The organism is Acidisoma cellulosilyticum (assembly GCF_020621385.1).
Classification (GTDB): domain Bacteria; phylum Pseudomonadota; class Alphaproteobacteria; order Acetobacterales; family Acetobacteraceae; genus Acidisoma; species Acidisoma cellulosilyticum.
Genome location: NZ_JAESVA010000003.1, coordinates 591,261 through 603,262 on the forward strand (window position 1 = coordinate 591,261; position 12,002 = coordinate 603,262).

Annotated in this window: 11 protein-coding genes; 8 read left to right on the forward strand and 3 right to left on the reverse strand. The window is 66.0% G+C overall.

Annotated elements, in window-relative coordinates:
- The first annotated feature begins 205 nt into the window (after positions 1 to 205).
- Positions 206 to 850, forward strand: a complete 645-nt coding sequence (locus tag ACELLULO517_RS11560; RefSeq protein WP_227307514.1) for a zinc-ribbon domain-containing protein — start codon at positions 206 to 208, stop codon at positions 848 to 850.
- Positions 851 to 986: 136 nt separating this feature from the next.
- Here ACELLULO517_RS11560 and ACELLULO517_RS11565 read toward each other — a convergent pair whose 3' ends face one another.
- A complete protein-coding gene (locus ACELLULO517_RS11565) occupies positions 987 to 1,883 on the reverse strand; it encodes a 3-hydroxybutyryl-CoA dehydrogenase (protein ID WP_227307515.1) in 897 nt (298 codons plus the stop codon).
- A 249-nt stretch (positions 1,884 to 2,132) separates the two neighbouring features.
- Here ACELLULO517_RS11565 and ACELLULO517_RS11570 point away from each other — a divergent pair, with 249 nt between their 5' ends.
- The 3 genes from ACELLULO517_RS11570 (at position 2,133) to grxC (ending at position 5,961) form a co-directional block, all read left to right on the forward strand.
- The gene (locus ACELLULO517_RS11570) at positions 2,133 to 4,745 is read left to right on the forward strand and encodes an MMPL family transporter (protein ID WP_227307516.1); all 2,613 of its coding nucleotides are present in this window, start codon (positions 2,133 to 2,135) and stop codon (positions 4,743 to 4,745) included.
- Positions 4,746 to 4,859: 114 nt separating this feature from the next.
- A complete protein-coding gene (locus ACELLULO517_RS11575; RefSeq protein ID WP_227307517.1) occupies positions 4,860 to 5,720 on the forward strand; it encodes a ComF family protein in 861 nt (286 codons plus the stop codon).
- Entirely contained in the window at positions 5,707 to 5,961 is a 255-nt protein-coding gene (gene grxC, locus ACELLULO517_RS11580; RefSeq protein WP_227307518.1) for a glutaredoxin 3, read from the forward strand. Before ACELLULO517_RS11575 ends, grxC begins: the two co-directional genes overlap by 14 nt.
- 39 nt (positions 5,962 to 6,000) lie before the next feature.
- Here the strand turns inward: grxC and ACELLULO517_RS11585 are convergent, their stop codons facing one another.
- Positions 6,001 to 6,972, reverse strand: coding sequence for a quinone oxidoreductase family protein (locus tag ACELLULO517_RS11585; RefSeq protein ID WP_227307519.1), 972 nt, complete (start codon positions 6,970 to 6,972; stop codon positions 6,001 to 6,003).
- A complete protein-coding gene (locus tag ACELLULO517_RS11590; protein ID WP_227307520.1) occupies positions 6,969 to 7,463 on the reverse strand; it encodes a methylated-DNA--[protein]-cysteine S-methyltransferase in 495 nt (164 codons plus the stop codon). Before ACELLULO517_RS11590 ends, ACELLULO517_RS11585 begins: the two co-directional genes overlap by 4 nt.
- A gap of 231 nt (positions 7,464 to 7,694) precedes the next feature.
- Between ACELLULO517_RS11590 and ACELLULO517_RS11595 the strand changes: the two genes are divergently transcribed.
- From ACELLULO517_RS11595 to rsmG, 4 genes are read left to right on the forward strand one after another with little or no spacing between them, the layout of a single operon-like run.
- Positions 7,695 to 8,057: a (2Fe-2S) ferredoxin domain-containing protein gene (locus ACELLULO517_RS11595; protein ID WP_227307521.1), complete on the forward strand. Its 363-nt coding sequence runs from the start codon at positions 7,695 to 7,697 to the stop codon at positions 8,055 to 8,057.
- Between the two features lie 30 nt (positions 8,058 to 8,087).
- The gene (gene mnmE, locus ACELLULO517_RS11600) at positions 8,088 to 9,395 is read left to right on the forward strand and encodes a tRNA uridine-5-carboxymethylaminomethyl(34) synthesis GTPase MnmE (RefSeq protein ID WP_227307522.1); all 1,308 of its coding nucleotides are present in this window, start codon (positions 8,088 to 8,090) and stop codon (positions 9,393 to 9,395) included.
- A gap of 32 nt (positions 9,396 to 9,427) precedes the next feature.
- Positions 9,428 to 11,389, forward strand: a complete 1,962-nt coding sequence (gene mnmG / locus ACELLULO517_RS11605; protein ID WP_227307523.1) for a tRNA uridine-5-carboxymethylaminomethyl(34) synthesis enzyme MnmG — start codon at positions 9,428 to 9,430, stop codon at positions 11,387 to 11,389.
- Positions 11,390 to 11,393: 4 nt separating this feature from the next.
- Positions 11,394 to 12,002 (forward strand): 16S rRNA (guanine(527)-N(7))-methyltransferase RsmG, encoded by a 609-nt coding sequence (gene rsmG / locus ACELLULO517_RS11610; RefSeq protein ID WP_227307524.1) that lies wholly within the window; start codon positions 11,394 to 11,396, stop codon positions 12,000 to 12,002.

Here is a 12,002-nt window from a genome sequence, read left to right on the forward strand (position 1 = left end):
TGCGGTCGGCTGACCGAGGCAAACGGACCGCCCGCCGAGGCAGTGGGGTTCAGGCAAAACGGCGATTCTCTTCCAAACATGCAGAATAGTTTCGGGTGTGGATCACGCGACGTCAGACAGAGGATTGCACGCGGCGCCGCTCTTGGCCACAATCCGAGGCTTAAACAATGGGTTGGTTCGATCCAACACAAGGGTAAAGCCGCAGATGCGACTGGTATGTCGTGAGTGTTCCGCTGCCTATGAGGCACCGGAAAGCCTGTTCGGACCACAGCCGCGCGAGGTGCGATGCAACCGCTGCGGCTATCAGTGGACGGTCGTGAGGCCGGCCTCGCCAAGCGACACGTCCGCCGCACCGGCCCCCATGCCCATGCCGGTCCCGATTCCCACGACCTTGGCGCAACCCGACGTCGCGGCCAATCCGCCGGCAACGCCGCCTGCGATGCCTGCGATGCCAGCGCCTGCGGTCGCACCGACTGCCGCGGTGATGCTGCCGCCGGATACGGCACGCCTGGCCGATACGCTGGCGCCGCCACCGGCATCACCGCCTGCCCCCGCCGCCGCACAGGCTGCCGAACCGATTGGCTCCACCCGCGCGCTTCTGGCCGATCTCGAACCGGCCTTCGACGAGACGGACCGTCCGGATTCGGAAGAGCGGCGGCTGTCGCATGAACTCTCCTTCGGGGAGACCGAATATTACCCCGCCGCCCGCAAGCACCGCAGCACCCGCGGGCGCATCTGGCTTATTCTGCTGATCGTCATCGTGATCATCATCGCGGCCATCCTGTTCAAGCCGCAGCTGGTCAACGCCATCCCGGCGCTGGACGGTCTCTATGCCGCGGTCGGGCTCTGATCTGACGGCCGACGCCCAGAGCGTTTCCTGTTCGCTTACGCTCACAGCTGCCGCTCTAGGTTATTGTTTTTGCGAGCATCTTCACCCGGACAGATGAGTCCATCTTACCGGGATCTGCGCGGGCGACAGCGGCCGTTCAGCGCGTCGCGAGCGGCGTCTCGCCGCGATAGTCGTAAAAGCCGCGCTTCGTTTTGCGGCCCAGCCAACCGGCTTCGACATATTTTACCAGCAGCGGGCAAGGCCGGTATTTGCTGTCGCCCATACCCCCCTGCAGCACGCGCATGATGGCGAGACAGGTATCGAGGCCGATGAAATCGCCCAGTTCCAGCGGTCCCATCGGCTGATTGGTGCCGAGCTTCATGGCGGTATCGATGGCCGCGACGGAACCCACGCCCTCCATCAGCGCGAAGGCAGCCTCATTGATCATGGGGACCAGGATGCGGTTGACGATGAAGGCGGGGTAATCCTCGGCCAGGGCCACTATCTTGCCCATGCGCTCGGCAAGCTGCTGCACGGCGCCGAAGGTCGCGTCATCCGTCGCGATGCCGCGAATGACCTCGACCAGTTTCATCACCGGCACCGGATTCATGAAATGCATGCCGATGACCTGGTGCGGCCGATCCGTCACCGCGGCCAGCCGGGTGATGGAGATGGAGGAGGTATTGGTCGCGATGATCGCGTCCGGCTTCAGATGCGGGATCAGGCCCTTGAGGATCGTGGTCTTGATCTCCTCCCGCTCCGTCGCCGCCTCGATGACGATGTCGCATGGGCCGAGCGCGCTGGTCTCCGCCGTCGTCCTGATCCGGCCCAGCGCCGCCATGCGGTCGGCCTCCGTCACCGCGCCCTTCTGGACCTGACGGTCAAGATTCTTGCCGATGGTCGCCAGGGCCTGGGTCAGCGCTTCGGCCCGCAGGTCGGTCAGCACGACCTCCAAACCGCTCAAGGCCGCGACATGGGCAATGCCATTGCCCATCTGGCCCGCGCCGACGACCCCGACGATCCTGATCGCTTCCTTGCTGCCGCTCGCCGTCATCGCCCCATCTCCTGTAACCAATCGAAAGCTTTGAGCGGGATTATCAGCGGCTTTGGCGCCCCTGCCAACCGCGATCGGGCCGGCGCAACACTCCCACCTTTGTGATGCCTTGCCCTTACCGAGGGACTAGGTTTTCAGACGGCGGGTTAGGCTTCGCCAATCTGCCGCGCTTCACCGCGCCCGGACTATCCGGTAAGCGAATAAGGCGTCCTGGACGCCCAGATTTGGAATAAGGACAGACAAAGGTCGATGTGGGTTCAGACAAAGCTGGCGGCTATTGCTCGCCTAAGCAGCCGCCACGCCCTTTGGGTGGTTTTGGCGGGTATCATCCTGGCAATCGGCAGTATTCTCTATACGCCGCGCCATCTCGGCGTCGATACCAATACGGATGATCTCTTCTCGCCCAACCTGCCCTGGCGGCAATCCCAGGCTTTGCTGAATAAGGCCTTCCCACAATTCGACGATCTGCTGGTCGGCGTCATCACCGCCAAGACGCCCGAGGAAGCCGATCAGACGGCGAATGCCATCGCGGCCGCCGCTGGCGCCGACAAGGCCCATTTTCGCACCGTCCGCCGGCCCGACAATCTTGAATTCTTTAAGACAGAAGGCCTGCTGTTCCTCGACCAGGGTGAGCTGCAGAAACTGCTCAACAGTCTGGTGCAGGCGCAGCCCTTTATCGGCCAGCTGGCGGCCGACCCGTCGATGCGCGGATTGCTGACGGCGATCGGCCTCATCGGCCAGGGCGCTGCCCAGGGCCAGGTCGATCTCACCGGCTATAAGACCGCGCTCGACGGATTCGATAAGGGGCTGAAAGCCTCGGCCGACGGCCATCCCGAACCCGTCTCCTGGCAGAAGCTGCTCGGCGGCTCGCTCAGCGACCGGGCCGGTGCCAATCGCTTCGTGCTGCTCCAGCCCGTGCAGGATTACGGTGCCATCGAGCCGGGCGCGGTTGCGACCGACGCGCTGCGCGCGATCGCCACGAAGCTGCCGACCATCGCCAGCGGCCGTGCGACCTTCCGCATCACCGGCCAGATCGCGCTCGCCGACCAGCAATTCGCCTCCCTCACCCAAGGCATCGTCACCGATACGGTGATCTCCGTCGTCCTCATCATCCTCTGGCTGGTGCTCGCCGTCCGTCGCATCCGCTATATTTTCGCCATCCTGCTGACCCTCGTCCTGGGCCTGCTGATGACGACGCTGTTCGCGGCCATCGCCATCGGCACGCTGAACCTGATCTCGGTCGCCTTCGCCGTGCTGTTCGTGGGCCTGGCCGTCGATTTCGCGATCCAGATCGCCGTGCGCTACCGCGATGAGCGGCGGCTGTCGCCGAGCACCGAGCATGCGATGGAACAGACGCTGCGCAAGGCCGGCAATTCGGTGCTGCTGGCAGCCGTCGCCATCGCCGCCGGCTTCTTCGCCTTCGTGCCGACCAGCTTCGCGGGCGTCGCCGAACTGGGGCTGATCGCGGGCGTCGGCATGCTCATCGCCTTCGCCTGCACCATCACCTTCCTGCCGGCGCTGATCACGCTCTTCCGCCTGCCGGCGGAGCAAGGCGAGATCGGTTTCAGCAGCCTGGCCCGAGCCGATATGATCCTGTGGCAGAAGCGGCGCATGGTCGTCGGCATCTTCACGGCCATCGGCATCGCCGGCCTTGTTCTGATCCCGTTCATCAATTTCGACAGCGACCCGCTGGATACGCAGGACCCGCATTCGGAAGCGATGCAGACGCTGCGCAGCCTGCTCGATAACCCGGTCACCGACCCCTACAGCATCGACGTCCTGGCACCCTCGCCGACCGCCGCCGCTGCGCTCGCCGACAAGCTCTCCAAGCTGCCGCTGGTCGATCATGCGATCTCGCTGTCGAGCTTCGTGCCGGATGACCAGCAGCCCAAGCTGGATGCGATCGCGGATACCGAGGAACTGCTGGCGCCAACCCTGTCGCCCGGCCCGGCCTCCCCCGTCACGCCCGGCGATATCCGCATCGCGATCGGGGCGACGCAGCGCGCCATCACCGCCGCCAAGCCCAAGCTGGCGGCCGACAGCCCGCTGCTGGCGATCGATGCCGACCTTACCAAGCTCAGCACCCAGACGGATGCCCAGCTGATGGCGGCCAATGCCGCGCTGACGGAATTCCTGCCGATGCAGCTCGGCAATCTGCAGAAGTCGCTTTCCGCGCAGCCGGTGACGCTCGCCAGCCTGCCGCATGATCTGACGGTCGATTGGCTGACGCCGGACGGTCAGGTGCGTATCCAGGTTCTGCCCAAGACCACGGCCATGAACAGCGCGGGCCTGCGCGCCTTCGTGCATCAGGTGACGGCGGTCGCCCCCAATGCGGGTGGCTCGGCCGTGACCGTCATCGCCAGCGCCACGACCATCATCGACGCCTTCCGGGAAGCGGCCGTCCTGGCGCTGATCGCCATTGCCGTCATCCTGTTCCTGTTCCTGCGCCGCCCGCTGCACGTCGCTCTGATCATGGCGCCGCTGGTCCTCTCCTCCCTGATCACGGTGCTGGTCATCGTGCTGCTGCCGCTGCCGCTGAACTTCGCGAATATCATCGCGCTGCCGCTGCTGCAGGGCGTGGGCGTGTCCTTCAACCTCTACTTCGTCATGAACTGGCGCGCGGGGGAGCGCAGCTTCCTCGCCTCCCCCACCGCGCGCGCGATCCTGTTCTCGGCGCTGACCACCAGCACGGCCTTCGGCTCCCTCGCCTTCTCCCACCATCCGGGAACGGCCAGCATGGGCCTGCTGCTGCTGCTGAGCCTCGCCTGCACGCTGATCGCGACCTTCGTCTTCGAGCCGGCGCTGCTCTATCTGGTGCCGCCGCCGAAGACGGCGCCCGGGACCGAGGATCTTCATTCCTAAAGCTGAGAATCCCGGCTTTCACCGAAACGCCCCGCGGGATCCTCTGCGGGGCGTTTTCGTTTGCGGTAGATTTGATACATAATCGAATCGTAATCTCGCCCGATGAGGGACAAAATGCGGGATCTGCGACGCGAACTGGGCAAAAGCTTGCGGCGAGCGACAAGCCTGGTCCTGGACGGGTTGATGCCGCCGCGCTGTCCTGCCTGCGGCAGTCTGGTCCAAGGTCAGACGGGGCTCTGCGCCGGCTGTTTCGCCGGGCTCACCTTCATCACGGCCCCCTATTGCCTGCGCTGCGGTCTGCCCTTCGCTTTGTCGAACGCAGCGGGTGCGGCAAACATCTGCCCAAGCTGTATCGCGCGGCCACCGACCTTCCGTCATGGGCGCGCTGCCTTCCTGTATGACGAGGCCGCCCAGCGCCTGATCCTGCCTTTCAAGCACGCCGACCGGACCGAACTCGCGCCTCTGCTCGGGCGTCTGATGGCACGCGCCGCCGGCCCGATGCTGACGGACGCCGATATCATTCTGCCGGTGCCGCTGCATCGCCGGCGGCTTGCCGCGCGCCGCTACAATCAGGCGGCCCTCCTCGCCCGCGATGTGGCGAAGCGGGCCGGCAAGCCCTGCGCCGTCGACGCCTTGATCCGCCACCGGGTGACGGCGCCGCTCGGCACGCTATCGGCGGCGGCCCGGCAGCGGACATTGGCCGGCGCCTTCGCCCTGCGCCCGGCCATGATCGACCGCCTGCGGGATAGAAAAATCCTGCTGGTCGATGACGTCATGACCTCGGGCGCCACGCTCAATGCCTGCGCTGCCATCCTGCAGGCCGCCGGTGCCGGTTCCGTGGATGTGCTGGTGGCCGCGCGCGTGCCTGATCCGCGCCAGAGGGAGGATCGGCAGACCGGCCATGCCCTTGCAGAGGCTGACCGTCGCGGCAAATCTCACCCCCGAACGCATGGAGATGAGCATGGCTCAGATTGAAATCTACACCCAGCCCTACTGCCCCTATTGCACGCGCGCCAAGGCGCTGCTCGACAGCAAGGGCGTCGCCTATAAGGAGATCGACGCACCGAACGGCACGCCCCAGCGCGCGGAATCCCGCACCCGCACCGGTCGTACCTCGGTGCCGCAGATCTTCATCGACGGGAAGCATATCGGCGGCTGCGACGATCTGGTGGCGCTGGATCGCCAGGGCGGTCTTGATCCGCTGCTCACGGCCTGATGGTTCAGGCTAAGCGCCGGCACCGGTCTGCCGCCCGGATCAGGGCTTCAGAATCGTGCTGCCGGTGGTCTTACGCGATTCCAAGGCGCGATGGGCCTCGGCCGCGTCCTTGAGCGCGAAGGTCTGGTCGACTTCGATCTTGACCAGACCTTTTTGCACGACATCGAACAGGTCTTCCGTTCCGGCCAGCAGGGCGGCGCGCTTGGCCGTATAAGTGACCAGGCTCGGCCGCGTCAGGAACAGGCTGCCTTTGGCGGCCAATTGGCTGATATCGACCGGCGGCACGGCGCCGGAGGCATTGCCGAAGCTCACCATCATGCCAAGCGGCGCCAGACAATCCAGGCTGGCGGCAAAACTGTCGCGGCCGACGCTGTCATAGACGACCGGTACCATCGCACCTTGGGTGATGTCCCTGACCCGTGCGGGAATATCCTCATCGGCCAGCAAGACGTGATCCGCGCCATGGGCGCGCGCGATCGCTGCCTTTTCGGCGCTGGAGACGACGCCGATGACGATGGCGCCGATATGCTTGGCCCATTGGCACATGACCAGACCGACGCCGCCGGCGGCGGCATAGACCAAAATGGTCTCCCCCGGGCTGACCTTATAGGTCCGGTGCAGGAGAAACTGGGCGGTCAGCCCGCGCATCATCATCCCGGCGGCGGTCTCGAAGCTGATCGTTTCCGGCAGTTTCACCAGCCGGTCGGCCGGCATGACGCGCTTTTCGGCATAGGCGCCGAGGGGCATGGAGACATAGGCGACGCGGTCGCCCTCGGCGAAATCGGTGACGCCGGCGCCCAGCCGCAGGACAGTGCCGGAGGCTTCCATGCCCGGGGTCATGGGCAGCGGCGTCTTATAAAGGCCGCTGCGGAAATAGAGATCGATGAAATTCACACCGATCGCCGCGTGATGGATCAGCACCTGGCCCGGACCGGGTTCGGGCGTCGGCACCTGTTCCCAGCCGAGGACCTCGGGGCCGCCCGTCGCCTGCACCCGGATAGCATGGCTCATAGCGTGATCCTTTGTTGCAGGCCGGGTCGTGGGGCGGCTTGCGCCTCCAGGTCGAGCAGAAAACGCTTTGTCTCCGGCCCCTCGCCGCCACTATAGCCGCCGATTGTGAAGCGACCATTGGCGCCGCTGCCGACAACGCGATGGCAGGGAATGAGGAGCGGGATCGGGTTATGAGCCATGGCCGTGCCGATGGACCGCGGCGAACCGCCCGCGGTCGCGGCAACCTTGGCATAGGTCCAGGTCTCGCCGGGCGGGATGCCCGCGATCGCCGTCCATACGGCGCGGCGGTAGGGCGTGCCGTATGGGTCAAGCGGCAGGGTCATGGGCCGGATCTGGTGGTCGAAATAATCTTGCAGCCAGGCTCGGGCCTCGGTCAGAACCGGCGTCGGCTCCTGATCGCGGCCCCAACCCCAATCGACCGCGACAATCATCTCCTGCTCGGCGGAGACGGTGACAGGCCCGATAGGGGTATGCAAAGAAAGTTGCGGCAAAGCGGCGCCTGAACAAGGTGGTGCCGCATGGCAAGCCCCGGGGCCGGCAATTGTCAAGCATCGTGGTTGACCTGCCCCGCTGAATGCTGGACGCCTGTCGCGCCGTGCTGCAAAACTGACCGACTGGTCAAGGGCAGTCGGATCTGCGCGTCCTGGCCAAGCCGGCAAGGTGCTACACGCTGAGTTCCGGCACCAATGAGTTGCTCAGTCAACTTAAAAAGGATCGATCTTGTGACGAATGAGCCGGAACAGCATAGTGCGATCGATCCTGCCCTTTATTTCGACGCGCATATCTTTGTCTGCTGCAACCGCCGCCCCGACGGCCATAAGCGCGGCTCCTGCGCGGCGCGTGGATCGGAAGCTTTGCGCGACTATATGAAGGCGCGCGTCAAGGAGGCCGGCGTGCCGCATGCCCGCGTCAATATGGCCGGCTGTCTGGACCGTTGCGAGGACGGGCCTTGCCTCGTCATCTATCCCGCCGGCACCTGGTACAAAATCGAGACGCGCGAGGATGTTGACCGCATCATCGCGGAGCATCTTCTGAAAGGCGGCCGCGCGGAGGATCTGCGTCTGCCTGACGGCCGCTCGGCCTGATCCGGCAAAACAGCAGAGCCGGTCCCCGCGATGGATGAGGATACGATCTTCGCGCCGATGACGGCCCTCGGCCGGGCTGCCATTTCCACGTTGCGGTTGAGCGGGCCAGCGACCGGGCCTGCCGTCCTGGCCTTGGCTGGCCGCTGCCCGCAACCGCGTAAAGCGAGCCTTCGCCGGCTCAGAGACGCGGCGGGTGACGTATTGGATGAGGCGGTCGTCATCTGGTCGCCCGCCCCCCATTCCTATACCGGCGAGGACGTCGCTGAACTGCATCTGCATGGCGGGCGGGCCGTCCTGGACGGCGTGGTCGAGGCGCTGATGGCGCTCGGCCTGCGCATGGCCGAGCCGGGGGAATTCAGCCGCCGCGCCTTCCTCAACGGGCGGATGGATCTGGTCCAGGCGGAAGCGATCGGCGATCTGGTCGCGGCCGAGACCGCCGGCCAGCGGCGTCAGGCGCTGCGCCAGATGGAGGGCGCGCTCGGCCGCGTCTATGAAGACTGGTCCGACCGTGTGGCCGGAACGCTCGCCCATCAGGAAGCGCTGATCGACTTCCCGGATGAGGCCCTGCCGCCTGAGGTCGAGGCCATATTGACCGGCGAAATCACGCGCCTGACGCAGGAGATCGGGGCGCATCTGAACGACGGCCAGCGCGGCGAGAAGATGCGGGACGGTCTGGTCTTCGTGATCCAGGGCGCACCGAATGCCGGCAAATCGACGCTCATGAATGCGCTCGCTGGGCGCGATGTCGCCATCGTCTCGCCCATCGCCGGCACCACCCGCGATGCCCTGGAAGTCCATCTTGTGCTCGGCGACGCGCCGGTCACGCTCATCGACACTGCCGGGCTGCGCGAGACCGAGGACCCTGTCGAGGCCGAGGGCGTGCGCCGGGCGCGGGCGCGCGCTAGCCAGGCCGATCTCGTTCTGTCGCTCGTCAGCGTCGAGGCCAGCGACACCGCACCAACGGTCCGTGACGCGGCCGGGCAAGTCCCCACCCTGGTCATCGCGACCAAGGCCGATCTGGGCCCGATCCCGCCTGGCACCGACCTCGCCGTCAGCGTGATCGACGGCACCGGCATGCCCGCGCTGCACGAGCGGCTCCACGCTTTCGCGCGCACGGCCACCGCACAATCCGGTCCGCCGCCGCTGACCCGCCAGCGGCACCGCGCGCATCTGCAGCAGGCACACCGGCATCTTTGTCTTGCGATTGCTGAGCCGGAGCCCGAATTGCGGGCGGAGGAGATGCGCCTCGCGCTCTCGGCCCTCGGCGGCATCACCGGCAAGATCGGCGTCGAAGCGCTGCTCGACCGGATCTTTGCTGATTTCTGTATCGGAAAGTAGCGGGCGGACGAGCGCGGCTGTATGACCGCGCCATGAACGAATTTTCTGTCCCCTTGTCAGCCATCGCAGCGGCCGCGCCGCCGCGCCAACCTTCCGACGCGACCGGCCGATTTGACGTCGTGGTCGTCGGTGGCGGTCATGCCGGCTGCGAAGCGGCGGCGGCCTCAGCCCGCATGGGCGCGCGGACGCTGCTGCTGACCCATCGTATCGAGACCATCGGCGCGCTGTCCTGCAATCCGGCCATCGGCGGCATCGGCAAGGGCCATCTGGTGCGTGAAATCGACGCGCTCGACGGTGTCATGGGCAGGGCAGCCGATCTGGCCGGCATTCATTTCAAGCTGCTCAACCGCAGCAAGGGTCCGGCCGTGCGTGGGCCCCGCGCGCAGATGGACCGGCATCTCTATCGCATCGCCATGCAGGAAATTCTGGCGGCGCAGCCTGGCCTCACGATCATCGCCGGCGAGGCCGCCGATATCGAACAGGACGCCCAGGGCGCGGTCTCAGCCGTGATCGACGCTGCCGGGCATCGCTATGCCTGCGGTGCCGTCGTCATCACCACCGGCACCTTCCTCAACGGCACCATTCATATCGGCGCCCAGAAATCCTCCGGCGGGCGTATCGGCGAAGCGCCGGCATTGCCCCTGGCGCAGAAGCTGCGCGGGCTCGGCCTGCCGGTCTCGCGCCTCAAGACCGGCACGCCGCCGCGCCTCGATCGCGCCAGCATCGATTGGGAGAGCCTCGCCGAGGATGAGAGCGAGCGGGTGCCGGAGCCCTTCAGCACCCTGACGCACAGCATCGGCAATCGGCTGATCAGTTGCCGCATCACCGGCACGACAGGAGCGACCCATGATCTGATCCGCGCGCATATCCACGAATCGGCCGTCTATGGCGGTCACCTCTCCGGCCGTGGGCCGCGCTATTGCCCGTCGATCGAGGACAAGATCCATCGCTTCCCCGACCGCGACCGCCACCAGATCTTTCTGGAGCCCGAAGGCCTGCCGGAGCATCCGGGCGGCGACCTGGTCTATCCCAACGGCATTTCGACCAGCCTGCCGGCCGCCGTACAGGATGCGATCCTCAAGACCATTCCCGGTCTGGAAAACGCCCGCGTCATCCGCCACGGCTATGCGATCGAATATGATTTCGTCGACCCCCGCGCCTTGGGACCTGATCTGGAGTTGAAGCTCGTGCGCGGGCTTTTCCTGGCCGGGCAGATCAACGGCACGACGGGGTATGAGGAAGCGGGTGCCCAGGGCATCATCGCCGGCATCAATGCGGCGCGCCGCGCGGGTGACGGCACGCCGGTTCAGGTCGATCGGTCAGAGGGCTATATCGGCGTCCTCATCGACGACCTCATCACCCATGGCGTCACCGAACCTTATCGGATGTTCACCTCGCGCTCGGAATATCGCCTCTCGCTGCGCGCCGATAATGCCGATCTGCGGCTGACGGATAAGGGCATTGCCTGGGGCTGCGTCGGCACGGCCCGCGCGACGGCCTTCGCGGCCTTCCGTGATGCGCTGGGCGATGCCCGCAACACGGCAAGGGCGGAAATCCACACGCCGGCCCATCTCGCCGGGCTTGGGCTGAATGTGCGCGCCGATGGGCGTCCGCGCAGCGTCTATGAGGTGCTATCCTTGCGCGATCTCGCGGCCGAGCAACTGAAAGCCGCCTTTCCGGTCCTCGCCGGATTGGCGCCAAGGGTCTATGATACGCTGGAAACTGAAGCCCGCTACGCCGCCTATCTGGACCGGCAGGAGGCCGAGATTCGCAGCTTCAAACGCCAGGAAGACATCACGCTGCCGGAACGGCTGGACATCGCCGGTCTCGGTGGTCTCTCGGCCGAACTCCGTGACAAGCTCACCCAGCATCGCCCCCGCTCGCTCGGGGCTGCCGCTCGCATTCCGGGCATGACGCCGGCCGGCCTCGCCATTATCCTGGCCGGGCTGCGCAAGCTCGATGCGGGCGTTTCACGTGAAACAATAGGGGCATGACATCGTGACGACTGCCCTTGGCCCCGCGCTGTCGAGCGATATCCGGCAGCGCCTGGACCTCTATGCCGCCTTGCTCGCCAAATGGAATCCGACCATCCGGCTCATCAGCGCGCAGGACGTCTCCGCCATTCGGGAGCGTCATATCGAGGATTCACTGCAGCTTCTGCCCCTGATACCCGAGGGTATCGATGGCGCTATCGATCTGGGTTCCGGCGGTGGGCTGCCCGGCATCGTCCTGGCCTTGGCCTCCGGCATTCATTTCGACCTTGTGGAATCGGACCTGCGGAAAGCCGCCTTCCTGCGTGAGGCGGCTGGCCTGACCGGCGCACCCGTCACCATTCATGCCGCGCGTATCGAGGCCCTGACCATCCCGCCAAGCGCGCTGATCACGGCCCGCGCCCTCGCCCCTTTGCCGAAGCTTCTCGCTCTCGCCTACCCGCTGCTCGCCCCCGGCGGAATTTGCCTTTTCCCGAAAGGCGAGCGCGCGGAGGCCGAATTGCAGGAGGCCGAGGAGGCCTGGTCCATGCATATCGACAGCATCCCCAGCCGCACCGCCCCCCAGGCGCGGCTTCTCCTGATCCGCGACCTTCATCCCAAGAGGCAGATTGCATGA